Origin of the sequence: Duganella sp. CT11-25, from assembly GCF_047302815.1 — a bacterium.
Taxonomy (GTDB): domain Bacteria; phylum Pseudomonadota; class Gammaproteobacteria; order Burkholderiales; family Burkholderiaceae_D; genus Rugamonas.
This window is the reverse complement of the sequence record NZ_JBKBFD010000001.1, coordinates 6038938-6061890: the sequence shown is the minus strand read 5'-3', so window position 1 is coordinate 6061890 and position 22953 is coordinate 6038938. Positions and strand designations below refer to the sequence as shown.

The 22953-nt window shown below is 64.8% G+C and carries 20 protein-coding genes; 9 read left to right on the top strand and 11 right to left on the bottom strand.

Annotation, left to right across the window (positions count from 1 at the left end; genetic code table 11):
• Position 1: 1 nt before the first annotated feature.
• The 4 genes from ACEN9F_RS26160 to ugpQ all read right to left on the bottom strand — a co-directional run bounded on the left by ACEN9F_RS26160 (position 2) and on the right by ugpQ (position 4834).
• Positions 2–751 carry an electron transfer flavoprotein subunit beta/FixA family protein gene (locus ACEN9F_RS26160; protein ID WP_008445986.1) on the bottom strand — a complete coding sequence of 250 codons (750 nt, stop codon included), beginning with the start codon at positions 749–751 and terminating at the stop codon, positions 2–4.
• 195 nt (positions 752–946) lie between these two features.
• A complete protein-coding gene (locus ACEN9F_RS26155; protein WP_036623531.1) occupies positions 947–1174 on the bottom strand; it encodes a sulfurtransferase TusA family protein in 228 nt (75 codons plus the stop codon).
• A gap of 230 nt (positions 1175–1404) precedes the next feature.
• Positions 1405–4014, bottom strand: coding sequence for an alanine--tRNA ligase (gene alaS, locus ACEN9F_RS26150; RefSeq protein WP_413424812.1), 2610 nt, complete (start codon positions 4012–4014; stop codon positions 1405–1407).
• A gap of 67 nt (positions 4015–4081) precedes the next feature.
• The gene (gene ugpQ, locus ACEN9F_RS26145; RefSeq protein WP_413424810.1) at positions 4082–4834 is read right to left on the bottom strand and encodes a glycerophosphodiester phosphodiesterase; all 753 of its coding nucleotides are present in this window, start codon (positions 4832–4834) and stop codon (positions 4082–4084) included.
• Positions 4835–4856: 22 nt separating this feature from the next.
• Between ugpQ and ACEN9F_RS26140 the strand changes: the two genes are divergently transcribed.
• From ACEN9F_RS26140 to ACEN9F_RS26130, 3 genes are read left to right on the top strand one after another with little or no spacing between them, the layout of a single operon-like run.
• On the top strand, positions 4857–5600 hold the full coding sequence (locus ACEN9F_RS26140; protein WP_413424808.1) for a M48 family metalloprotease: 744 nt from the start codon (positions 4857–4859) through the stop codon (positions 5598–5600).
• A gap of 49 nt (positions 5601–5649) precedes the next feature.
• The gene (locus ACEN9F_RS26135) at positions 5650–6879 is read left to right on the top strand and encodes a CaiB/BaiF CoA transferase family protein (protein WP_413424806.1); all 1230 of its coding nucleotides are present in this window, start codon (positions 5650–5652) and stop codon (positions 6877–6879) included.
• Complete coding sequence (locus ACEN9F_RS26130) at positions 6879–7319, top strand: GNAT family N-acetyltransferase (protein WP_413424804.1); 441 nt, start codon at positions 6879–6881, stop codon at positions 7317–7319. The genes ACEN9F_RS26135 and ACEN9F_RS26130 overlap by 1 nt, the downstream gene beginning before the upstream one ends.
• A gap of 101 nt (positions 7320–7420) precedes the next feature.
• Here the strand turns inward: ACEN9F_RS26130 and ACEN9F_RS26125 are convergent, their stop codons facing one another.
• Positions 7421–8308: a LysR family transcriptional regulator gene (locus ACEN9F_RS26125; RefSeq protein ID WP_413424802.1), complete on the bottom strand. Its 888-nt coding sequence runs from the start codon at positions 8306–8308 to the stop codon at positions 7421–7423.
• A 116-nt stretch (positions 8309–8424) separates the two neighbouring features.
• Here ACEN9F_RS26125 and ACEN9F_RS26120 point away from each other — a divergent pair, with 116 nt between their 5' ends.
• Positions 8425–9486 (top strand): NAD(P)-dependent alcohol dehydrogenase, encoded by a 1062-nt coding sequence (locus ACEN9F_RS26120; RefSeq protein WP_413424800.1) that lies wholly within the window; start codon positions 8425–8427, stop codon positions 9484–9486.
• A gap of 64 nt (positions 9487–9550) precedes the next feature.
• Here ACEN9F_RS26120 and ACEN9F_RS26115 read toward each other — a convergent pair whose 3' ends face one another.
• Positions 9551–9877 (bottom strand): hypothetical protein, encoded by a 327-nt coding sequence (locus ACEN9F_RS26115; protein WP_413424798.1) that lies wholly within the window; start codon positions 9875–9877, stop codon positions 9551–9553.
• Between the two features lie 353 nt (positions 9878–10230).
• Between ACEN9F_RS26115 and ACEN9F_RS26110 the strand changes: the two genes are divergently transcribed.
• The gene (locus ACEN9F_RS26110) at positions 10231–13437 is read left to right on the top strand and encodes an EAL domain-containing protein (protein ID WP_413424796.1); all 3207 of its coding nucleotides are present in this window, start codon (positions 10231–10233) and stop codon (positions 13435–13437) included.
• 3 nt (positions 13438–13440) lie between these two features.
• On the opposite strand, the gene ACEN9F_RS26105 is transcribed toward ACEN9F_RS26110, so the two are convergent.
• Positions 13441–14664 (bottom strand): MFS transporter, encoded by a 1224-nt coding sequence (locus ACEN9F_RS26105; protein ID WP_413424794.1) that lies wholly within the window; start codon positions 14662–14664, stop codon positions 13441–13443.
• Positions 14665–14769: 105 nt separating this feature from the next.
• On the opposite strand from ACEN9F_RS26105, the gene ACEN9F_RS26100 reads away from it, so the two are divergent.
• On the top strand, positions 14770–15663 hold the full coding sequence (locus tag ACEN9F_RS26100) for a LysR substrate-binding domain-containing protein (RefSeq protein ID WP_413424792.1): 894 nt from the start codon (positions 14770–14772) through the stop codon (positions 15661–15663).
• Here ACEN9F_RS26100 and ACEN9F_RS26095 read toward each other — a convergent pair.
• The 4 genes from ACEN9F_RS26095 to ACEN9F_RS26080 are packed head-to-tail and all read right to left on the bottom strand — an operon-like array spanning position 15660 to position 18150.
• Positions 15660–16532 (bottom strand): hypothetical protein, encoded by an 873-nt coding sequence (locus ACEN9F_RS26095; RefSeq protein WP_413424790.1) that lies wholly within the window; start codon positions 16530–16532, stop codon positions 15660–15662. The genes ACEN9F_RS26100 and ACEN9F_RS26095 overlap by 4 nt on opposite strands.
• A gap of 14 nt (positions 16533–16546) precedes the next feature.
• Positions 16547–17326 (bottom strand): hypothetical protein, encoded by a 780-nt coding sequence (locus tag ACEN9F_RS26090; protein WP_413424788.1) that lies wholly within the window; start codon positions 17324–17326, stop codon positions 16547–16549.
• A 3-nt stretch (positions 17327–17329) separates the two neighbouring features.
• The gene (locus ACEN9F_RS26085) at positions 17330–17830 is read right to left on the bottom strand and encodes a hypothetical protein (RefSeq protein WP_413424786.1); all 501 of its coding nucleotides are present in this window, start codon (positions 17828–17830) and stop codon (positions 17330–17332) included.
• Between the two features lie 26 nt (positions 17831–17856).
• Entirely contained in the window at positions 17857–18150 is a 294-nt protein-coding gene (locus tag ACEN9F_RS26080) for a DnaJ domain-containing protein (protein ID WP_413424784.1), read from the bottom strand.
• Positions 18151–18317: 167 nt separating this feature from the next.
• Between ACEN9F_RS26080 and ACEN9F_RS26075 the strand changes: the two genes are divergently transcribed.
• The 3 genes from ACEN9F_RS26075 to ACEN9F_RS26065 all read left to right on the top strand — a co-directional run bounded on the left by ACEN9F_RS26075 (position 18318) and on the right by ACEN9F_RS26065 (position 22909).
• The gene (locus ACEN9F_RS26075; protein WP_413424782.1) at positions 18318–20084 is read left to right on the top strand and encodes a glutamine--tRNA ligase/YqeY domain fusion protein; all 1767 of its coding nucleotides are present in this window, start codon (positions 18318–18320) and stop codon (positions 20082–20084) included.
• A 170-nt stretch (positions 20085–20254) separates the two neighbouring features.
• Positions 20255–22096 carry a CHASE domain-containing protein gene (locus ACEN9F_RS26070; RefSeq protein WP_413424780.1) on the top strand — a complete coding sequence of 614 codons (1842 nt, stop codon included), beginning with the start codon at positions 20255–20257 and terminating at the stop codon, positions 22094–22096.
• 138 nt (positions 22097–22234) lie between these two features.
• A complete protein-coding gene (locus tag ACEN9F_RS26065) occupies positions 22235–22909 on the top strand; it encodes a glycine-rich domain-containing protein (RefSeq protein WP_413424778.1) in 675 nt (224 codons plus the stop codon).
• Positions 22910–22953 lie beyond the last annotated feature (44 nt).

Here is a 22953-nt window from a genome sequence, read left to right as displayed (position 1 = left end):
TTTAGATGACTTTAGCTTCGGTGCGCAGTTTTGCGACCAGGGTGGCGACGTCCGGTACCTTGATGCCGGCCGAGCGTTTTGCAGGCTCGACGACTTTCAGGGTTTTCAGGCGCGGGGTCACATCGACGCCCAGGTCTTCAGGCTTGGTCACGTCCAGCGGCTTCTTCTTCGCTTTCATGATGTTCGGCAGCGTCACATAGCGCGGCTCGTTCAGGCGCAGGTCGGTGGTGACGATGGCCGGCAGCGTCAGCGCCAGGGTTTCCAGGCCGCCGTCGACTTCGCGGGTCACGGTGACCTTGCCGTCTTCCAGCACCACTTTCGACGCGAACGTCGCTTGCGGCCAACCCAGCAGCGCCGCCAGCATCTGGCCGGTCTGGTTGGAGTCGTCGTCGATCGCCTGCTTGCCCAGGATGATCAGTTGCGGCTGCTCTTTGTCGGCCAGCGCTTTCAGCAGCTTGGCGACCGCCAGCGGCTCCAGCTCGACGGCGGTTTCCACCAGGATGCCGCGGTCGGCGCCGATGGCCATGCCGGTGCGCAGGGTTTCCTGGCACTGGGTCACGCCGCACGACACGGCGACCACTTCGGTGACCTTGCCGGCTTCCTTGAGGCGCATCGCTTCTTCCAGCGCGATCTCATCGAACGGGTTCATCGACATTTTGACGTTGGCGATATCGACGCCTGTGCCGTCGGACTTGACGCGCACCTTGACGTTATAGTCGACCACGCGTTTGACGGGTACCAAGACTTTCATAGCTGTGCCTTTGGGAAAAATAATAAAAATACGAGAATTCGGGACAAATAATGTGGGCTAGATTATATGAGAAATCCGGCCTGCACAAGAAATTAAAGCACGATCGTGCGATTTTTCGCTAGTAGAAATCGTCTAAAAAATAAATCTTTCAGACGATGTTTCTGTAGGAAAAGTAGAAGCAGGCGAGGAACAGTCTTATTTGCGCTGCATCAAAAAGACGAATTCGCGGCCGGTCTGGACATGCGACAACAGGGCGTTGCCGGTCTGCTTGGCGAACGCCTGGAAGTCGCGCACGGAACCAGGGTCGGTCGCCATGATGCGCAGGACTTCGCCGCTCTGCAGCTCGGAGAGGGCTTTTTTGGCCTTCAGGATCGGCAACGGGCAGTTCAGGCCGCGTGCGTCGAGTTCCTTATGGAATTCCATGATTTCGTTTTCAAGTATCGTGTCGCTCATCAAGAACCCACTCGTTTGTTTAGGAGTGACGTCATACTACTCCAATTCGGGTCGAATGACGCGCTGCACCAAAATAGTTCGTTGTACGTTGCAAGTTCGCAACGGGAGCTGGAAAGTATACAACACATCAACACATACGACAACGGCCCGTGTTATACACACGGGCCGCATTGACTCTGCTTTACAGCAAGTTTTTAAGCTTAAGCGCGCTCGCCCACCCATGCCGCGACCGCCGCCAGCGCTCCCGGCAGGCCGCTTGGATCGGTACCGCCGGCCTGCGCCATATCGGGGCGTCCGCCGCCTTTTCCGCCCACTTGTTGTGCGACGAAGTTGACCAGCTCACCTGCCTTGACCTTGGACGTGGCGTCCGCGGTCACGCCGGCAATCAGGCTGACCTTGCCGTCGGCGACGCTGGCCAGCACGATGGCGGCGGTTTTCAGCTTGTCCTTCAGCTTGTCCATGGTCTCGCGCAGGCGCGCCACGTCGGCGCCGTCCAGCGTTGCCGCCAGCACCTTGATGCCGTTGACGTCGACCGCCTGCGTGACCAGCTCGTCGCCCTGGCCCGACGCCAGTTTCGATTTCAGCGCGGCCAGTTCCTTCTCCAGCGCCTTGACGTGGTCCTGCACCTGGCCGATACGCGCGGTCAGTTCCTCCGGCGTCGACTTCAGCGCGGCCGAGGCCTCCAGCAGGCGGCGGTTCATCGATTGCACCAGCGCCAGCGCGCCTTCGCCGGTGACGGCTTCAACGCGGCGGATGCCGGCCGCGACGCCGCCTTCGGCGATGATCTTGAACAGGCCGATGTCGCCGGTGCGCTGCACGTGCACGCCGCCGCACAGCTCTTTCGAGGTGCCGATGTCCAGCACGCGCACTTCGTCGCCGTACTTCTCGCCGAACAGCGCCATCGCGCCGTGCTTGACCGCGTCGTCGAAGGACATGTGCTGCGCCTTGGTCGCGTGGTTTTCCAGGATCTCCTTGTTGACCTTGGCTTCCACCTCGGCGATCTGCTCGGCCGTCAGCGGCGCGTTGTGGCTGAAGTCGAACCGGGTCTTGTCCGGATCGACCAGCGAGCCTTTTTGCGCCACGTGCGAACCCAGCACTTCACGCAGCGCCTTGTGCATCAGGTGGGTCGCCGAGTGGTTGCGGATGGTGCGCGCGCGCTTGGCTTGGTCGACATGGGCGCTGACCGCGTCGCCCACTTTCAGCGCGCCGGATTCCAGCACGCCGTGGTGGCCGAAGACGTCGGCCTGGATCTTCAGCGTATCGCTGACATTGAACGTCGCCGCGCCGGTGCCGATCACGCCCTGGTCGCCGACCTGGCCGCCCGATTCGGCGTAGAACGGCGTGGTGTCCAGCACCACGATGCCGGCCTGGCCGGCCTTGAGTTCCTGCACCGGGGTGCCGGCCGCGTACAGCGCGACGATCTTGCTGCTGTGGCTCAGGTTCTCGTAGCCGACGAATTTGTTTTTCTCGCCCGAGTATTCAACCTTGCTGTCCTTGGTCGACTTGCCGCCCTTGCGCGACAGCTCCTGGCTTTCCTTCAGCGCGGCGTCGTAGCCTTCCTGGTCGAACCTGATATCGCGTTCGCGGCAGATGTCGGCGGTCAGGTCCGGCGGGAAGCCGTAGGTCTCGTACAGCGTGAAGGCGGTGGCGCCGTCGATGCCGGTGCTGTCCTTGGCCAGCTGCGCTTCCAGCACTTTCATGCCGGTTTCCAGCGTCTCGCCGAAACGCTCTTCCTCGGCCTTCAGCATCTGCGCCACGCGGTCCTTGGCTTCCTCCAGCTCCGGATAGGCGCCGCCCATCTCGATCGCCAGGTCGGCCACCAGCTTGTAGAAGAACGGCTTGGTCTGGCCCAGCTTGTGGCCGTGGCGCAGCGCGCGGCGGATGATGCGGCGCAGGACGTAGGCGCGGCCTTCGCTGCCCGGGATCACGCCGTCGACGATCATGAACGCCGAAGCGCGGATGTGGTCGGCGATCACGCGCAGCGATTTGTTTTCCAGGTCGGTGGCGCCGGTTTCGCGCGCAGCGGCCTTGATCAGGGCCTGGAACAGGTCGATCTCGTAGTTCGAGTGCACGTGCTGCAGCACGGCGGCCAGGCGCTCCATGCCCATGCCGGTGTCGACGCACGGCTTCGGCAACTTGTGCATCACGCCCGCTTCGTCGCGGTTGAACTGCATGAACACCAGGTTCCAGATTTCGATGAAGCGGTCGCCGTCTTCGTCGGGCGAGCCTGGCGGGCCGCCCGGAATGTCGGCGCCGTGGTCGTAGAAGATCTCGGTGCACGGACCGCATGGGCCGGTGTCGGCCATCTGCCAGAAGTTGTCCGACGCGTAGCGCGCACCCTTGTTGTCGCCGATGCGGATGATGCGCTCTTTCGGCACGCCCACTTCGTTGGCCCAGATGTCGTAGGCCTCGTCGTCTTCCATGTAGACGGTGACGGTCAGCTTCTCGGCCGGCAGGCCGTAGACCTTGGTCAGCAGTTCCCAGGCGTAGTTGATGGCGTCGCGCTTGAAGTAGTCGCCGAAGCTGAAGTTGCCCAGCATTTCGAAGAAGGTGTGGTGGCGCGCGGTGTAGCCGACGTTTTCCAGGTCGTTGTGCTTGCCGCCGGCGCGCACGCAGCGCTGCACCGAGGTGGCGCGGGTGTACGGGCGGCTGTCGGTGCCGGTGAACACGTCCTTGAACTGCACCATGCCGCTGTTGGTCAGCAGCAGGGTCGGGTCGTTGCCAGGTACCAGGGAGCTGGAACGGACAATCGAGTGACCCTTGGATTCAAAAAACTTGAGAAACTTGTCGCGGATTTCAGATGATTTCATGTCGTAAGCGTTGGTAGCTGGCAAATGCAAAGGGTTGATTATATATGACCGCGCCATGGGCAGGGTCTTAGGCGAAGGTCGGCCCGATCAAATCGATACGGTCGGTGCAAAAGCCGTCCACTCCCCACGACAGGATCTCCCTGCCGCGCGCCGGATCGTTGACGGTATAGCAAAACAGGCCATAGCCGGCCGCCTTGATCTGCGCCGCCAGCTCGGGCGTCAGGTGTTTCTGGTTGGTGTGGATGGCCACGGCGCCCAGTTCCCGCGCCTGCGCCTGCCAATCGGCGGGGATCTGGTCCAGCAGGTAGCCGCGCGGCAGCTCCGGCGCCGCATCGCGGGCGGCGGCCAGCGCCGCGAAGCTGAACGAGGACAGCAGCGGGATCGCGGCCGGGTCGCCGGCGGCGAGTTCGGCCTGGTAGCTGTCGCGTGTCACTTTTGCAACCCAAGCGCCGGTTTCCGCCTCAAAACCGTCGGCCGGCTTGATTTCCACGTTCATCCAGATGTGCTGCTCCTTGCAATAATCGATGAACTGGGTGAAGAATGGTACCGGTTCATCGCGGAATTGTGGACCGAACCAGCTGCCGGCGTCCATTCCGGCCAGGTCGATGGCGTCGGTGTCCGGCACGCTGCCCTGCCCGGCCACCGTGCGGCCGAAGTCGGGATCGTGCATCACCATGCCGATGCCGTCGCGCGACAGCATCACGTCGAACTCGACGGCGCGGAAGCCGTAGGCCAGCCCGGCGCGCAGGCCGGCGACCGTATTTTCCGGCGCCAGCGTGCCGCCGCCGCGGTGTGCAACAATTTTTGGGTAGGGCCACATGGCTTTGCCTCGGAAGATAGTTATGGCAATGATATCAACACTATCACGAATGGCGCTCGCCGTGCTGCTGGCGTGGCCCGCCGCCGGCCTGGCCGAGCCGCTGACGCAGGAACTGGTGGTGGCCCGCGCCGCCATCCTGTACGCCGACCGCATGGCCAGGCTGCGGATCGACGCCGACCCGCGCTTCATCGACCGCGTGCGCGGCATCGCCCTGCCCCTGATCGCCCAGGCCAGGCGCGACTACCCCGACACCGCGCAATGGAACTGGGAAGTCCACACCACCGACGACCCGGACCAGAACGCCGACTGCATGGCCGGCGGCAAGATCCTGGTCAGCAAGGCCTACGTCGAGCGCCTGGCATTGGGCGACGCCGAAGTGGCGATGCTGCTGGCGCACGAGATCGAGCACGCCGCCCTGCACCACAACCTGAAGGAATACCAGCAGGCGATCCGGCTGCAGCCGCGCTGGGCCGGGCGCCCCTTCATCGAACTGGAAGACGCGGTGGACAACGACCGCGAGCTGATGGCCCTGCTGGCCCAGACCAATTACGAACAGGAAGAGGAAGCCGACCGCGAAGGCTTGCGGCTGGCGTGGCGCGCGGGCTGGCCGGCGGCGCGGCTGTCGGGGTATTTTAAAAAGATGGTGCGCGCCAGCGACTGGCCGCGCCGCACCAAAGCCGATTATCCATCGCCTGCCAGCCGCTGGTCGGCGGCGCGTTCATTGGCCGCCACCTTGCAAAAAAATGATGTGCAACCGACCGACTGAGCCACTACACTAGCGGCCTGATTGGATTACTCAAAAGGTTAAACACATCATGACAGCTCCAAAAGCGCTAGGCCATATCCGCGTGCTCGACCTGAGCCGCGTGCTGGCGGGACCGTGGTGCTCGCAGAACCTGGCCGACCTCGGCGCCGACGTCATCAAGATCGAACGGCCCGGCAGCGGCGACGACACCCGCGCCTGGGGCCCGCCGTACGCGCGCGACGCCGACGGCCAGGACACCACCGAAGCGGCCTACTACCTGGCCGCCAACCGCGGCAAGCGCTCGGTGACGATGGACATCGCCAGCGCCGAAGGCCAGGCCTTGCTGCGCGAACTGGTGCTGCATTGCGACGTGGTGCTGGAGAACTACAAGGTCGGCCAGCTGAAGCGCTACGGCCTCGACTACGATTCGCTGAAGGCGATCAAGCCGGACCTGGTCTACTGCTCGGTCACCGGCTTCGGCCAGGACGGCCCGTACGCGCACCGCGCCGGCTACGACTTCCTGATCCAGGGCATGGGCGGGCTGATGTCGGTGACCGGCGAGCGCGACGACCTGCCCGGCGGCGGCCCGCAAAAAGCCGGTGTCGCGCTGACCGACCTGATGACCGGCATGTACGCGACCATCGCCATCCTGGCCGCGCTGACGCACCGCGACCGCAGCGGCGAAGGCCAGTACATCGACATGGCGCTGCTGGACGTGCAGGTGGCGATGCTGGCCAATATGGGCAGCAACTACCTCAACAGCGGCAAGCCGCCCAAGCGCTGGGGCAACGCGCATCCGAACATCGTGCCGTACCAGACCTTCCAGTGCGCGGACGGCTACATCATCGTCGCCACCGGCAACGACGGCCAGTATCAGAAGTTCGTCGAAGTCGGCGGACGGGGCGAGCTGGCGTTCGACCAGCGCTACGCCACCAATCCGCAGCGCGTCAAGAACCGCGACGAGCTGGTGCCGCTGCTGGCGGCGATGGTGCTGGCGCGGCCGCGCGACTTCTGGATCGAGAAGCTGGAAGCGGTCGGCGTGCCCTGCGGTCCGATCAACAACCTCGACGACGTCTACAAGAATCCGCAAGTGCTGGCGCGCGAGCTGGTGATGGAAGTGCCGCATCCGACGGCCGGCAAGGTCAAGCTGGTGCGCAGCCCGATGAAGATGTCAGGCTCGCCGACCGGCAACGCGGTCGCCCCGCCGCTGCTGGGCCAGCACACCACGGAAATCTTGCGCGGCCTGCTGGGCCGCAGCGACGACGAGATCGCCGCCTTGCACGCCAAGGGAGTACTGTAGTGGTCACGCTGGAAGACATCACCGCCAGGAATTTCGAAGCGTTCATGGACATGGAGCTGCCCGAGCACCAGCGCGGCTTCCTGGCCAGCAACGCCTTCTCGATCGCGCAAGCCAAGTTCTACGCCGACTACATCCCGCGCGGCATCTACAGCGACGGCCTGCCGGCCGGCTTCCTGCTGTACGACCGCGCGTCGAACGACAACCCGGGCGAATACGGCATCTACCGTTTCATGGTGGACTACGCGCAGCAAGGCAAAGGCATCGGCCGCCAGGCGATGACGCTGCTGCTGGAAGAGTTGAAGGCCAAGCCCGACGTCCAGCTGATCACGATCTGCTACAAGCCCGACAACGCCTCGGCCCGCCGGTTCTACAAAAGCTTCGGCTTCAAGGAAACCGGCCTGGACGAAATCGGCGAAATGATCGCCGTCATCGAACCCTAAAACCGGTGTCAGTGCCGACATTCGGACAAATCGCAAAAATACGGAACTTCTCAGTTTTAAAAAGTTCCCTAATGTCCGAATGTCGGCACTGACACCGAAGTTTAGGCAGTGCGCGCCATGTCGATGAAGGCGCGCAGGGCGGACGACATTTGCCGCTGGCGCGGATAGTACATCATCAGCCCGTTCGTCGGCGGACACCAGTCTTCCAGCACGCGCACCAGCTTGCCTTCGGCGATCAGCGACACTAGCTTGTGCTCGGGCAGGAAGGTCAGCGCGACGCCGTCGACCGCCGCCCGCGTCGCCAGCTGCGAATCGCCCACCGACAGCCGCCCCGGCACGTCCACCTCCAGCGCCACGCCATCCTTGGCCAACTCCCATTTGTAGACGCTCCCGCTCGGGAAACGATAGCGCACGCAGTTGTGCCGCGCCAGGTCGTCGGGGTGGCGCGGCACGCCATGCCGCTTGAGATACGCCGGCGAGCCCACCACCACAAAGCGCTGCGCCGGCCACACCGGCACCGCGATCATGTCCTCCGGCACATGCTCCGCATAGCGTATGCCGACGTCGAACCCGCGGCCGACGATATCGACCATGCCGTCGTCGCTGACGATATCAAGACTGATGTCGGGATAGGCGTCGAGGTAGCGCTGGATCAACGGCCCGATCACCATCACCGCCGCGTCGCGCGAGCTGTTGATGCGCAACGTGCCGGCCGGCGAGGCGCGGAACAGATTCATCTCCTCCAGCGCCATGCCGACGTCGCCGAGCGCCGGCTGCAACCGTTCCAGCAGATGCTTGCCCGCCTCGGTCAGCGCCACACTGCGCGTGGTGCGGTTGAACAGGCCGACGCCCAGGCGGTCCTCCAGCGTGCGCACCGCATAACTGACGGCGGACGCCGACAACGCCAGCTCGGAAGCGGCCTTGCGGAAACTGCCGTGACGCGCCACGGCGGCGAACACGGCCAGATGGGAGAGATTGTCGAGTTGCATCGATTATGCCAATTTCCTGTTCAATACATGCAGGCATACCCGCTTGTTTCCTACACATCCCGGCAATTATAGTGCAGACAAGGGCGACAATCGTTCGCCACAACAAAGGAGTTTCCATGTTCCATGCACACGGCTATGCCGCGCACGATCCACATTCCCCGCTGGTCCCCTTCACCTTCGAGCGCCGCGCGCCGAACCTCAACGATGTGGTGATCGAGATTCTCTACACCGGCGTCTGCCATTCCGATCTGCACCAGGCCCACAACGACTGGGGCGGCTCGCTGTACCCGATGGTGCCGGGCCACGAAATCATCGGCCGCGTCACGCAGGTCGGCGGCGGCGTGCACAAGTTCAAGGTCGGCGACCTGGCCGGCGTCGGCTGCATGGTCGACTCCTGCCGCCATTGCGAGGCGTGCAAGGAAGACCTGGAGGTCTATTGCGAGGAAGGTGTGACCGTCACCTACAACGGCAAGGAACGCGGCAGCGGGCAACCGACGTTCGGCGGCTACTCCGACCTCATCGTGGTCGACGAGCATTTCGTGGTCAAGGTCTCGCCCAAGCTGGACCTCAAAGCCGTGGCGCCGCTGCTGTGCGCCGGCATCACCACCTACTCGCCGCTGCGCCACTGGAAAGTCGGGCCGGGCCAGAAGGTCGGCGTGATCGGGCTGGGCGGACTGGGTCACATGGGCGTCAAGTTCGCCAAGGCGCTGGGCGCGACCGTGGTGATGATCACCACCTCGCCGGACAAGGGCAAGGATGCGCAACGCCTGGGCGCGGACCAGGTGCTGGTCTCCACCGATCCGGCGGCGATGAAGGCGCACGGCAACAGCTTCGACTTCCTGCTCAACACCATTCCGGTGTCGCACGACATCAATCCGTATCTGGCGCTGCTGCGGCGCGACCGCACGATGGCGATGGTCGGCGTGCTGACGGAGCTGGACCCGCCGCCCAACGGCGTCAGCCTGATCATGGGCCGCAAATCGGTGGCCGGCTCGGCCATCGGCGGCATGAAGGAAACCCAGGAAATGATGGACTTCTGCGCCGAGCACGGCATCGTCAGCGACGTCGAGATGATCGCCATCCAGGACATCAACCGGGCCTATGAGCGACTGGTGAAAAACGACGTCAAATACCGCTTCGTGATCGACATGGCCACGCTGAAAAACGAGGTGTACTAAATTTTTCGGCCGGGCAACAACGCTGTTTTGCATCGAGTCCGGCCGCGATGCCACTCCCTACCGGCTAGCCCACATCCCGCTTCAGCTCCTGGATCTGGCAGTGCATCTGCATGACCGCGTTTTTCAGTTGCGCGGACAGGTGGGGGACGTTCAGGCAGACTTGCCGCGCGCGCTCGGCCAGGCGCTCCATGTCGCTGACCAGCTTGGCGATGCGCGGCGCGTCCTGCGACAGCAAGACCGCCCGCGCCGTGTCGGCATGGCGGTCCAGCCGCTGGATGCTGTCGCGCAGCTCGCCGGGCATGTCGCGCTCGACCGAACAGGCTTGCGCCGCCATGCCGATGGCCTGCTCAAGCAAGTGGCCGCGATGCTGTATATCGTTTATCTGTTGCATGATGAGGTCTCCTCTGTCGTTCCAGGCACAGGCGTGCCAGTGCGGATTCGACAGCGGGAAAGCTCATCAGTTTCAGGCGACCGCCACCCTACTGACGCAGATCAGATCTGCGGCGATTTAACCACGCCGCCACGACAAAACCGACAACCCTCATCGCTCTTGTCCAGGACGCATTTATTCATGAGCTAGCCGTGTGGCCCATCTTTCAAGCGTTCTGTTAGTATGGATCAACACCATCTCCGCACTGGTAAAACAGAGATATGGATAGTCCCCAGCATTCCGCACGCAGGTACGCCACAGGAGCTCAGCCGGATGCTGAGGAGTACGCCACGCAACGAAAAGAGGCTACGGACATGGAAGTCTCCGCCTTCGATCAGATCTTCGCCGGCAGTCCCTATTTCGTCTTTTCCATCGACGAAGCCGGCCGCCTGCTGGCCATGAATCCGCACGCCCAAACCGCGCTCGGCCCGCTGATCGGGCACACGCCGGCGGCCGCGCTGTACGCCACCTGGGCGCTGCCGATGCTGCAAAACGAAGCCCTGCCCATCGCCCGCATGCGCGGCTACTGGCGCGGCGAAGTCGAGCTGATCGGCGCCGACGGCGGCAGCCACCTGGTCACGCAGAACATCGAATGGCGCGCCGCCGACCAGCCGCCGTGCTTCCTGTGCCAATCCTACCGGCTCGACGACTACGACGTGTTTGAATCGCGGCTGCGCTTCAAGCGCCTGTTCGAAGCGCATCCGCAACCGATGTGGGTGTACGATCTGGAAACGTTGCGATTTATCGTGGTCAACGCCGCCGCCATCGCCAGCTACGGCTATACCGAGGCCGAGTTTCTCGACATGACCATCCGCGACATCCGCCCGCCGCAACAGCTCGACCGGCTGGCCGCCAACCTGGCGACGGCGCCGGCGCGCGGCCCGGAGCAAGCCGGCAGCTGGACCCACATCAAGCGCGACGGCAGCCAGATCGAGGTGGAGATCTCCTCGCACTCGGTGACCATCGCCGGCCGGCCGGCGCGGCTAGTGGTGGCGCACGACATCACCGAGCGCCTGGCGCTGGAGGCGGCGCTGCACGCATCGCGCGAGCTCAAGCAACTGGTCATCAACCACATCCCGCACCAGATCTTCTGGAAGGGACTGGACGGCGCCTATATCGGCTGCAACAGCGTGTTTGCGGAATTTGCCGGCCTGGCCGCCAACAGCCAGGTGGTCGGCAAGCACGACGAGGATTTCCCGTGGGCCCACAACGCCGCCGCCATCCACGCGGACGACCGCCGCATCATCGCCAGCGGCCAGCCCCAGCTGAACCTCGAAGACCACATGACCCTGGCCGACGGCTCGCTGCACTGGTACCTGATCAACAAGCTGCCGCTGCACGACCGGCACGGCAGCATCGTCGGCGTGCTGGGCACGATCGAGGACATCACCGAACGCAAGCAGGCCGAACTGACGCTGCAGCTGCGCGGCCGCGCGCTGGAGGCCAGCATCAACGCCATCGTCATCACCGCGCACTCCCCCGATGGCGAGCTGATCGAATATGCCAATCCCGCCTTCGCCCGCCTGTTCGGCCATCCGCCCGCCGCCGTGCAGGGGCGCAGCCTGGAGATGCTGCTGGGCCAGGACCAGCAGGACGAGGACCGGCGCGCGCTGGCGGCCGCGATGCAATCGCAGCAGGAAGTGACGCTGCTGCTGCGCACCGCCCACCGCGACGGCGCCCAACTGTGGACCCAGCTGCACGTGGCGCCGGTGCGCGGCGCCGCCGGCGGCATCGACCACCATGTCTGCGTGCTGACCGACATGACCTCCACCATCGACTACCAGGCCCAGCTGGAGCACCAGGCCAGCCACGACGCGCTGACCGGCCTGCCCAACCGCGCGCTGCTGGGCGACCGCATGACGCAGGCGATCAGCTATGCCCAGCACTACGGCCACGGCCTGTGGCTGGTGTTCATCGACCTCGACAATTTCAAGCTGGTCAACGACAGCCTGGGCCACCAGTCCGGCGACGAGCTGCTGTGCACCGTCGCCAACCGGCTGCGCGCCTGCATCGGCGACAGCGACACCGTGGCGCGGCTGGGCGGCGACGAATTCCTGCTGCTGTTGCCGGACGCCGGCGACCGTCCCATGGCCGGCCTGCTGCAGCGCGTGCAGGACGCGGTGGCGGCGCCGGTGGCGCTGGGCCAGCAGCTGTTCACCGTCACCTGCAGCATCGGCGTCAGCGTCTACCCGGCCGACGGCGCCGAGCCGCAGCAATTGCTCAAGCATGCCGACATCGCCATGTACCGCGCCAAGGAGGCGGGCCGCAACCAGGTGCAGTTCTACGAATCGGCGATGCACGCCCGCATCGCCGAGCGCGCGATGATCGAGGCCGAACTGCGGCACGCGCTGGCGCGCCAGGAACTAAGCCTGGCCTACCAGCCCAAGATCGACCTGCGCAGCGGCGCGGTGGTCGGCATGGAGGCGCTGCTGCGCTGGACCCATCCGGCCATGGGCATGGTGTCGCCGGCGCGCTTCATCGGCGTGGCGGAAGAGACCGGACTGATCGTCGCCATCGGCCGCTGGGTGCTGCGCACCGCCTGCGCGCAAAACGCCGCCTGGCAGGCGGACGGGCTGACGCCGCTGCGGGTGGCGGTCAACCTGTCGGCGCGCCAGTTCCGCGATCCGGCGCTGGCCGGCGAAATCCGCGCCGCCCTGAGCGACAGCGGCCTCGATGCGCAATACCTGGAACTGGAGTTGACCGAGAGCTTGATGATGCACAACGTCAACGACGCCGTGGCCACGGTGGAAAGTCTCAAGCAGCTCGACATCGCGCTCTCGATCGACGATTTCGGCACCGGCTATTCCAGCCTGGCCTATCTGAAGCAATTCCCGGTCGACTACCTGAAGATCGACCAGTCCTTCGTGCGCGAGATGCTGACCGAGCCCAAGGTGGCCGCCATCGTGCGCTCGGTGATCGCGCTCGGCCACAGCCTGGGCTTCAAGATCATCGCCGAGGGCGTGGAGACGGAAGCGCAGCTGGCCTATCTGCGGCGCTACCAGTGCGACGAGATGCAGGGCTATTACTTCAGCCGCCCGCTGGCGCCGGACGCCTTTGCCGGGCTGCTGCGCGAGGAGCGCAGCCTGCCGCCGCCCGCCAGCGCGTCGGAGCCGCAGCGCACCCTGCTGCTGCTGGACGACGAGCCCAGCATCCTGGCGGCGCTGAACCGCCTGTTCCGCGCCGACGGCTACCGCGTGCTGCGCGCCAACACCGCCGCGCAAGCCTTCGACCTGCTGGCCATGCACCAGGTGCACGTGGTCATCAGCGACCAGCGCATGCCGGTCATGAACGGCACCGAGTTCCTCAGCCGCGTCAAGGATCTCTATCCCGGCACCGTCCGCATCATCCTGTCCGGCTATACGGAGCTCGATTCGGTGCTCAACGCCATCAACCGCGGCGAGGTCTACCGCTTCTACACCAAGCCCTGGGACGACCAGACGCTGCGCGACAACATCCGCGAAGCCTTCCAATACCATCAGCTGATCCACGGCCGCGCGCAGGAAGCCGTGCCGCCGGAATAGCCATCAGCGCTCGGCCGGCGCCAGCGGCGCCAGGCCGCGCAGCCGCAGCGCCACCAGCAAGGCCAGCGCCAGCGCCGCGCCCAGCACCATCACCACGCCCGGCCAGGCCGCGCGGCCCCACATGATGCCGGTGGCCGAGCCGACCACGCTCGATCCCAGATAATAGAAGAACAGATACAGCGCCGACGCCAGCGACTTGTTGCTGGTCGCGCGCCGCCCCACCCAGCTGCTGGCCACCGAGTGCGTGGCGAAAAAGCCGTAGGTGAACAGCGCCACGCCGGCGACGATCAGCGGCAGCCAGTTCGACAAGGTCAGCAGCAGGCCGGACAGCATGATGGTCATCACCACCCACAGCACATGGCGGCGGCCGAAGCGGTCCGCCAGCCGCCCCGCCCACACCGAGCTGTAGATCCCCAGCAGGTAGAGGAAGGACACCGCGCCGACCAGGCTCTGGCTCAGGCCGAACGGCGCGCCCAGCAAGCGGTACGCGATGTAGTTGTACAGGCTGACGAACGCGCCCATCAGCAGGAACGCCAGCGCGAACAGCCACGGCAGGCCGGCGTCGGACAGGTGCTGCCTGAAGCCTCCCGGCAGCGCGCGCCAGCCGCCGCTGGCCGGCACGAAATGGCGCGATACCGGCAGGCTGCGCCAGAACTCCCACGCCGCCAGCAGCCCGGCCACGCCGACCGCGCCCAGCGCCAGCCGCCACGAGAAATGGTCGCTCAACACCGAAGTGATCACGCGCCCCGCCATGCCGCCGAAGGCGCTGCCGCTGATGTACAAGCCCATCGACAAGCCCAGCGAAGTCGGTTCGATCTCCTCGCCCAGGTAGGCCATGGCGATGGCCGGCATGCCGCCCAGCGCGACGCCGAGCAAGGCGCGCATGGCCAGCAATTGCGGATAGCTGTGCGCGAACGCGCACAGGATGGTCATCAGCGCCGAGATCGCCATCGCCGCCACCATCAGCGGCTTGCGGCCCAGCCGCTCCGACAGCGCGCTCGACGCCACCAGCGACACCGCCAGCGCGCCGGTCGACACCGACAGCACCATGCTGCTCTGCGCCGCGCTCAGCGCGAATTCGTGCGACAGCAACGGCATCAGCGGCTGCACGCAGTACAACAGGGCGAAAGCGGAAAAGCCGCCAAAGAACAGCGCGCGGTTGCTGCGCTTGAATTCAGGGCTGCCGGCGGCGATGCGGGGCGCCGGCATGGCGGTGGCGAGTGACATGGTGTGCGTCCAGTGAGAGATACGATGACTTCATCATAGGATTGCGCCGAATCACTGTCCAATATATATTTAAGCCGTTAGTCATACTTTAAAAAGATAACTAAAATGGAATTACGCCATCTGCGCTACTTTGTCGCGGTCGCCGAAGAGCTGAGTTTTACCCGCGCCGCCGAGCGCCTGCACATCGGCCAGCCGCCGCTGAGCCACCAGATCCAGATGCTGGAAGCCGAAGTGGGCGCTCAGCTGCTGGAGCGCAGCAAGCGCTGGGTGCGCCTGACGGAAGCGGGCAAACTGTTCCTGGACGACGCCCGCCGCGTGCTGTCGCTGTCCGAGCAGGCGATGCAGACCGCGCGCCGGGCCGAGCGCGGCGAAGCCGGCGAATTGCGCGTCGGCTTCACCTTCTCCACCCCGCTGACGCCGCTGTTCGCGACCGTCATCAACCGCTACCGCCAGCGCTATCCGGGCGTGACCCTGACCTTGCGGGAGATGTCGACCCTGGGCCAGATCGACGCCATCGCCAACCGGGAACTGGACCTGGGGCTGGTGCGGCCGCCGGAGTCGACCTTGCCCGACGCGGTGGAGTTGACGATCTTGCGGCGCGATCCGCTGGTGCTGGTGCTGCCGGTCGACCATCCGCTGGCGGCACAGGAGTCGGTCGCGGTGCGCGACCTGGAAGGCCAGCCGCTGGTGATGTACCCGGAGAGCGCGGGCACCGGCATCCATCCGCAGATTTTCCGGCTGTTCCGCGAGGCCGGCTTCAAGCCGACCATTGCCATGGAGGCCGGCGAGGCCTCCACCATCATCGGCCTGATCGCGGCCGGCTGCGGCATCTCGCTGTTGCCCAGCTCGTTCGACATCATCCGCATGAGCGGCGTCTGCTACCGTCCGCTGGCCGATGCCGAGGCCACCACCGCGCTGTTCCTGGCCAGGCGCAAGGATGGGATTTCACCGCTGGTCGCGGCCTTCGTCGCCGTGGCGACGGAAGCCGCGGCAGCCTAGGAGTAATCCGCGTCCAGCTCGGAGCCGGCGTAGTTCTCCAGTTCCGCGAACAGCGTTTTCATCGCCGTGCGGCCCTTGATGTTCTGGATCACCGTGCAGCTGGCGCGATAGCTGGCGATGCGCTCCAGCAGCACCGGATGGTGCTGCACCGGCACCTTGGCCAGCAGCGCGGCCCAGCCCTCCTCGTAGTCCGGCTTGTTCTTGCGCACCGACTTGACGAAGCGCTCGAACTCCTTTTGCCCGGTGCGCGCGACGATGCGGCCGCCGCCCTCGATGGCGAAGATGATGGCCAGCGCGATCACGCCTTCGGCGTTGAGGTCGGCGTCGCTGACCGGGCCTTCGGTATTGTGGCGGCGCAGCCAGCCGGCCAGCCGCACCACGGCCTGCACTTCCTTGCGCTGCTTGAACTGCACCGCGTAGCGCGCGCTGCCGTCCCAGTTCTGGTTCGGATCGGTCTGGCAGATGTCGATGAACTTGTCGCGCAGCCGGCGCGCCGCGTACACCGGATCGGTATCGTACTCGCCGACCAGCGCATCCTCCGGCAAGGCCGACAGCTCCTTGATCATGCGGAAGCCGATCTGGAACACGTGCTCGGCGCCCTCGTCGATCAGCAAGTCCAGCGCCGCCAGGTCGTCCTGGTTCGGCAGCGCGTGGTCCAGCCCCAGCGACACGCCGCCCACCGTCAGCTGCAGCGCTTTCTGGATGCCCTCGGCGGTGCGGTCGTTGGTGAATTTCTCGGCCACCATGGCCGTGATGCCGGTCAGTTCATCGGCCAGCGCATAGGCGGCGTCATCGTCCGGATGGGCCACCAGTTGCTGGATGGCGCGCGTCAGGCGCGGCAGGTTCTCTACGACTAATGCTGGAAGCATGTATCAGACTTCCATCAAGAGAAGATGCCGCCGCCGACGCTGCGGCGCGTCGCCGACCTGGCGCTGCGGGTCGATGGCACCTGCTTGCGCAGGCGGTACAGCAATTCCTTGGTCGAGCGCTGCAGGAAGGCCGGCTCGTCGTCCGGGTCGTCGCTGAACTCGGCGTCGGCCAGGTCGGCGCTGTGGCGGAATTCCGGGAACAGCTCGAACAGCGCGCGGTCCCAGCCGTCTTCCGACGCCTGCGCCAGCGCGATCGCCAGCGGCACCACGTCGTTGTCGGACGAGGTCTGGCCGGTCAGGTACGGGCCCTTGGAGATGATCTCGCCGGCCACTTCCAGGATTTCCTTCGGCGCCATCGAGAACAGGATGGCGAACGCGGTCGCGCCGTGGTCGGTCGCCGAGGCGGCCGCCAGCAGCTCGTGGCGGCGCTCTTCGTCGTCGGTCGAGAACACCACGCCGTGGATGTGGGCGAACAGCGATTCGGCGATGCGCTCCGGATCGTCCTCGATCAGGTCGTCCGGCCAGGTCGCGGCGAAGAAGGCCAGGCTGTCGGCCCAGGCCTTGGCCGGCACCAGCAGCGTCGCCAGCGACATCTTGCCGCCGTCGAAGCCGGCCAGGTGCAGCGCCGTCACTTGCGGCGGGATGTTGTTCAACACTTCCACCACCGCCAGGTCGCCGTACTGGTCGGCCGCCTCGGCGAAGGCTTGCTCGGCGTGGCCCAGCGAGCCGGCCAGCACCAGTTCGGTCACTTGCTTGCTGAGCGCCGGCAGATTGCTTTTGCTGTCGTCGGACATGGTTTAATCCTCCTTGTCGAACATTTGGGCGAAGTCGTCGGTCGCGTTGTCTTCGTCCTCGATATCGTCGCCGTCGTCGTTGGCCGACAGTTGTTCCAACGATTGATCGTCATCGTCCCACTTGCGCGGATTCTTGTAGAGGAAGGCGGTGATGATCGCCTGGCGCGCCAGGTCCGGCAGGTTTTCTTCCAGCGCGGCGTACATGCGGGCCGCCTCTTCGCCCTTGCACGAGGCCATCGAGAACACCCGTCCGGCGTCGCCGAACTCGTAGTCCTCGGCCTCGGCCAGCAAGCCCTTCGGGTTGCTGAACTCGATGTGGTCGACCAGCGCGAAGGCCAGCATGTTGACATCCTCGATGCCGCCGCCGCTGGCATATTCGGACACCAGCGCGGCTATCATGCGCTGGTAGTTCTTGTGATCCGGCGGATCGCCCAGGATGCCCTCGATCTGGCCTTCAAGCTCACGCGATTGATAGGCGAATTCAGGGTGTACTTTTCTAGACATTGCTTGCTTTCTGTTGGATGGCCGGCTCAGGCCGGTGGCAGCACGGTGCCATGCAGGTTGAACACCGAACGCCACAACTGGTAGGCTTCCGCTTCCGTATCGAGGATGATGCGGTGGTTCACGCTCTGGTTGTATTCCTCGCGCTTGACCGGATCGGACAGGATTTCGTAGGCCTTGGTGATGCTCTTGAAGCGCGCCTCCGCGCCCGGCGCCTGGTTGCGGTCCGGGTGGAAACGCATCGCCAGCGAGCGGTAAACCTTCTTGATTTCGTCGTCGGTGGCGTTAGGCGCGATACCCAGTGTGTTGTAATAATTTTCCATTTGGGAAACTCCGGGCCGTGTTGCCGAAACAATTAAAGATGAATTATACCCGTGTGGCCGCCCCAAATTCCGCAGAGCCCGCCGCAATGCAGCATTTCCCCCTCAGTCCGCAGGAGGGATACGGTAAAATGCCCCTTACTCGAACTTTTGCAAAGCCAACTTTTCAGATGAGCAACGACAAAAACAGCCCAGCGCCCGTCCTGACCTCCAATTTCCTGCGCGCCATCGTCGAATCCGACCTGGCCGCCGGCACCCACGTCCGCGAGGGCATGCCGAGCGTGATCACCCGCTTCCCGCCGGAGCCGAACGGCTACCTGCACGTGGGCCACGCCAAATCGATCTGCCTGAACTTCGGCCTGGCGCGCGACTACCAGGGCCGCTGCAACCTGCGCTTCGACGACACCAACCCGGCCAAGGAAGAGCAGGAATACGTCGACACCATCATCGACAGCGTCAAGTGGCTGGGCTTTCATTACGACTATCCGAAGGCCGGCGGCGGCGTCGAGCATCACCTGCACTACGCCAGCGACTACTTCGACCAGCTGTACGCGATGGCCGAGTACCTGATCGAGCAAGGTTTCGCCTACGTCGACAGCCAGTCGGCCGACGACATGGCGGCCAACCGCGGCAATTTCAACACCCCGGGCAAGAACTCGCCGTTCCGCGACCGTCCGGCCGCCGAATCGCTGCAGCTCTTCCGCGACATGAAGGCCGGCAAATACGCCGACGGCGAGCACATCCTGCGCGCCAGGATCAGCGACGACGCCATGGCCTCGCCGAACATGAATATGCGCGACCCGGCCATCTACCGCATCCGCCACGCCCACCACGTGCGCACCGGCGACGCCTGGTGCATCTACCCGATGTACGACTACACGCACCCGATCTCGGACGCGCTGGAAAACATCACCCACTCGATCTGCACGCTGGAGTTCCAGGACCACCGCCCGTTCTACGACTGGCTGCTGGAAACCCTGTCGGCGGGCGGCTTCTTCAAGCTGCCGGTGCCGCGCCAGTACGAGTTCTCGCGCCTGAACCTGACCTATGTGATCACCAGCAAGCGCAAGCTGCGCCAGCTGGTCGACGAAAAGATCGTCGACGGCTGGGACGATCCGCGCATGCCGACCATCGTCGGCCTGCGCCGCCGCGGCTACACGCCGGAAGCGATCCAGTTGTTCTGCGAGCGCATCGGCGTCACCAAGTCGGACGGCTGGATCGACATGAGCACGCTCGAAGGCTGCCTGCGCGAAGACCTGGATCCGAAGGCGCCGCGCGCCACCGCCGTGCTGCGTCCGCTCAAGCTGATCATCGACAACTACCCTGAAGGCCAGAGCGAGGAATGCACCTCGCCGGTCCATCCGCACCACCCGGAGATGGGCGTGCGCACCTTCCCGATCACGCGCGAGCTGTGGATCGAGGAAGAGGACTTCATGGAAGTGCCGAGCAAGGGCTATTTCCGCTACTACCCGCCGGTCGACGACAAGCCGGGCAGCCGCGTGCGCCTGCGCCACGGCTACGTGACCGAATGCACCGGTGTCGACAAGGATGACAACGGCAAGGTGGTCGCCGTGCACGTCAACTACTTCCCGGACTCCAAGTCGGGCACGCCGGGTTCGGACAACTACAAGGTCAAGGGCAACATCCACTGGGTCTCCGCCGCCACCGCGCTGGAAGCCGAGGTGCGCCTGTACGACCGCCTGTTCACCGACGCCCAGCCCGACGCCGGCGGCAAGGATTTCATCTCGCTGCTGAACCCGAACGCCAAGGAAGTGGTGAGCGCCTACCTCGAGCCGGGCATGAGCGCGGCGCAGCCCGACCAGCGCTTCCAGTTCGAGCGCCACGGCTATTTCGTCGCCGACCGCGTCGACTCCACGCCAGGCAAACCGGTGTTCAACCGCATCGTCACGCTGAAGGACAGCTGGGTCGCCAAGTAGGCGCGGCGCGCCTGGAAAACCGGTGCCGGCCCTTGTGGTAAGCACCGGTTTTTTTTATTATCGAGACGTCCAGGACAGGTAGCAATTTTATAAAATTACTTGACTTGCATGTACAAACTTTCCTATATTCAAAAGTCCTAATCCACAGGAGTTGCTTCAAGCAATTAGCCATGGCGGCATTCCTCATCCAAAAACAGCTGTTCTCCCCGTCCAAGCCGGTGTGGTGGGCGGGGGTGATGTTGTCGCTGGGGATAGGCGCGCTGTTTTACGTCGCCGCCTACCGGACCATCGAGCACGATGCCGGTGAGCGCTTTTTGCAACAAGCCCGCAACGCCCAATACAATATCAATTCGCGCATCAACGCCTATACCGACGTGCTGCGCGGCACCGCCAGCTTCTTTCGCGCCGCCGAGCATGTCGAACGCGCCGCCTTTCACCGCTATGTCGACGGGCTGGACATCCAGCACCAGTTCCCGGCGCTGGACAACATCAACTACGCGCAGTACGTGACCGACGCCGGGCGCGAAGCCTTCGAGCACAAGACGCGCCACAGCGGCGACGGCCAGCCGCAGGGCTATCCGGACTTCGGCATCAGCCCGCCCGAGCGCCGCGATGAATACTGGGTGTTGACGATGATCGAGCCCCTGCCCGAGTTCCGCGAAAAAATCGGCCGCGACATCGGCTACCGCGCGCCGGTGGCGCGCGCGCTGGCGCAGGGGCGCGACACGGGCGAGCTGAGCGCATCGGGCATGCCGATCGACAGCGTGCACCAGCCGCAGGGCGCCGGACTGGCGCTGCGGCTGCCGATCTACCGTTCCGACCTGCCGACCGACAGCGTGGCGCAGCGCCGCGCCGCCTACCTCGGCTCGGTGGGCATCGGCTTCAGCGTACCGCGCCTGACGCAGGCGGCGCTGGAGCAGATGCAGGTGCGCGATGTGCGCCTGGTGCTGTACGACAGCGGCGACAGTACCCTGGGGCTGGCCTCGCAATCCCGCATGCAGTTGTTCGACAGCAAGCCAGGCAGCGCCGTGCTGCGGCCGGCGGAGATGTTCAACATCGTGCTGCCGATCCACTTCAACAGCCGCCGCTGGAGCGCCCATTTCAGCGCGCCCAAGGCAATGTGGTACAGCCGCTTCGACACCTGGCTGCCGTGGCTGGCGCTGCTGTGCGGCTTCGTCGGCTCGCTGCTGTTCTACCTGCTGTTCCACACGCTGTCGTCGTCGCGCATGCGGGCCATCAAGATGGCCAAGGCGATGACCAAGGAATTGCGCGACAGCCAGGCCAAGCTGCAGCAGTCGCACCACAAGCTGCGCCGCCTGGCCGCGCACGCGGACCAGATCAAGGAACAGGAACGCAAGCGCATCGCGCGCGAAATCCACGACGACCTGGGCCAGAATCTGCTGGTACTGCGGATCGAGGCCGACATGCTGGCCACCCGCACCCGCCACCGCCATCCGCGCCTGCACGCGCGCGCGCGCAGCACGCTGAGCCAGATCGACAGCACCATCAAGAGCGTGCGCCACATCATCAACGACCTGCGTCCCAACGTGCTGGACCTGGGCTTGAACGCGGCGGTCGAATGGCAGATCGCCCAGTTCCGCCAGCGCTCCGGCATGGTGTGCGAGTTGATCGAGCACCAGCAGGACATCCGCATCGACGACCATTGCGCCACCGCCTTCTTCCGCGTGCTGCAGGAGTCGCTCAGCAACATCGTGCAGCACGCCCACGCCAGCCTGGTGCGGGTCGAGCTGAGCCAGGCCGGCGGCATGCTCAGCATGACCATCAGCGACAACGGCGTCGGCACCCGCGACAGCAGCCGCAACAAGGTCGGCTCGTTCGGTCTGATCGGCATCGAGGAGCGCATCAGTCTGCTCGGCGGCCATTGCTCGATCACGGGCAGCCCCAACGCCGGCACCACGGTGATGATCTCGGTGCCGGTGGACTACGTGCCGCCCGACCCCAAGGGCGGCAGCCACGATAGCGCCCAGCTGTCGGCAAATGCCACGGCCTGATGTCGGGATTACGGAGGGGCAGGTAGGAATTTCCTTACATTTATTGATCAACATCAAGGAACCTAGCTGTGCCGTGGGCAAAATTGAGAACGTGCCAAGATTTCTCAACCCTGCCTCAATACCGCAAAGGAAATCCCGATGAATGCTCAAGACCTGCACGCCATTGCCGTCCTGGACCTGGAACCGATCAAAGTCAAGCTGATGCACGAGGAATCCGGCGAGGGCTGGACGCTGGAACGCGCCAACGCGGTGGAGTTCGAATACCGCCGCTTCCTGATCCTGATGAAGAAATTTCCCGATGAGCAGACCGCGCCGCTGGTCGACGTCGACACCTTCTGGCACTACCATATCCTGGACACGATGAAGTACGCCGCCGATTGCGAAGCCGTGTTCGGCCATTTCCTGCACCACTTCCCCTACATCGGCCTGCGCGGCGAGGATGACGAAGCGGCCCACGTGCGGGTCGGCATGCGCATGAAGGAACTGTACGAAGACACTTTCGGCGAGGCTTATGTGCGCGCCGCGCCGGCCGCCCATTCCGGCGTCGTGCCCGGAAATTCCTCGGCCCGCTTCGCCCACTCGGGCGTGGCGGCGGCATCGTTCGCCCAGCCGGAGGTGGTGGGCGTCTCGGCGTTTGCGCATTCGGGTGCGATCGGCGCGGCGGCCAGGATCGCCCATTCCGGCGTGGCGGCGGCCTCGTTTGCCCATTCGGGCAAGATCAGCGCCAGCCTCACTCAGGCGAACACGGCCATCGCAGCGGCACAGCAATCGCGTTTTTACAGCCAGCGGCCGCGCCTGACCCAGCCCGCTTGAGCGCGCGCTGGCGACATGCTCAAAAAAGTGGCATACTCGGGAAT

Bases quoted from the DNA above. Each gene is read 5' to 3' on its own strand.
- ACEN9F_RS26160 (WP_008445986.1), bottom strand. From the start codon at position 751: ATGAAAGTCTTGGTACCCGTCAAACGCGTGGTCGACTATAACGTCAAG.
- ACEN9F_RS26155 (WP_036623531.1), bottom strand. From the start codon at position 1,174: ATGGAATTCCATAAGGAACTCGACGCACGCGGCCTGAACTGCCCGTTG.
- alaS (WP_413424812.1), bottom strand. From the start codon at position 4,014: ATGAAATCATCTGAAATCCGCGACAAGTTTCTCAAGTTTTTTGAATCC.
- ugpQ (WP_413424810.1), bottom strand. From the start codon at position 4,834: ATGTGGCCCTACCCAAAAATTGTTGCACACCGCGGCGGCGGCACGCTG.
- ACEN9F_RS26140 (WP_413424808.1), top strand. From the start codon at position 4,857: ATGGCAATGATATCAACACTATCACGAATGGCGCTCGCCGTGCTGCTG.
- ACEN9F_RS26135 (WP_413424806.1), top strand. From the start codon at position 5,650: ATGACAGCTCCAAAAGCGCTAGGCCATATCCGCGTGCTCGACCTGAGC.
- ACEN9F_RS26125 (WP_413424802.1), bottom strand. From the start codon at position 8,308: ATGCAACTCGACAATCTCTCCCATCTGGCCGTGTTCGCCGCCGTGGCG.
- ACEN9F_RS26120 (WP_413424800.1), top strand. From the start codon at position 8,425: ATGTTCCATGCACACGGCTATGCCGCGCACGATCCACATTCCCCGCTG.
- ACEN9F_RS26115 (WP_413424798.1), bottom strand. From the start codon at position 9,877: ATGCAACAGATAAACGATATACAGCATCGCGGCCACTTGCTTGAGCAG.
- ACEN9F_RS26110 (WP_413424796.1), top strand. From the start codon at position 10,231: ATGGAAGTCTCCGCCTTCGATCAGATCTTCGCCGGCAGTCCCTATTTC.
- ACEN9F_RS26105 (WP_413424794.1), bottom strand. From the start codon at position 14,664: ATGTCACTCGCCACCGCCATGCCGGCGCCCCGCATCGCCGCCGGCAGC.
- ACEN9F_RS26100 (WP_413424792.1), top strand. From the start codon at position 14,770: ATGGAATTACGCCATCTGCGCTACTTTGTCGCGGTCGCCGAAGAGCTG.
- ACEN9F_RS26095 (WP_413424790.1), bottom strand. From the start codon at position 16,532: ATGCTTCCAGCATTAGTCGTAGAGAACCTGCCGCGCCTGACGCGCGCC.
- ACEN9F_RS26090 (WP_413424788.1), bottom strand. From the start codon at position 17,326: ATGTCCGACGACAGCAAAAGCAATCTGCCGGCGCTCAGCAAGCAAGTG.
- ACEN9F_RS26085 (WP_413424786.1), bottom strand. From the start codon at position 17,830: ATGTCTAGAAAAGTACACCCTGAATTCGCCTATCAATCGCGTGAGCTT.
- ACEN9F_RS26080 (WP_413424784.1), bottom strand. From the start codon at position 18,150: ATGGAAAATTATTACAACACACTGGGTATCGCGCCTAACGCCACCGAC.
- ACEN9F_RS26075 (WP_413424782.1), top strand. From the start codon at position 18,318: ATGAGCAACGACAAAAACAGCCCAGCGCCCGTCCTGACCTCCAATTTC.
- ACEN9F_RS26070 (WP_413424780.1), top strand. From the start codon at position 20,255: ATGGCGGCATTCCTCATCCAAAAACAGCTGTTCTCCCCGTCCAAGCCG.
- ACEN9F_RS26065 (WP_413424778.1), top strand. From the start codon at position 22,235: ATGAATGCTCAAGACCTGCACGCCATTGCCGTCCTGGACCTGGAACCG.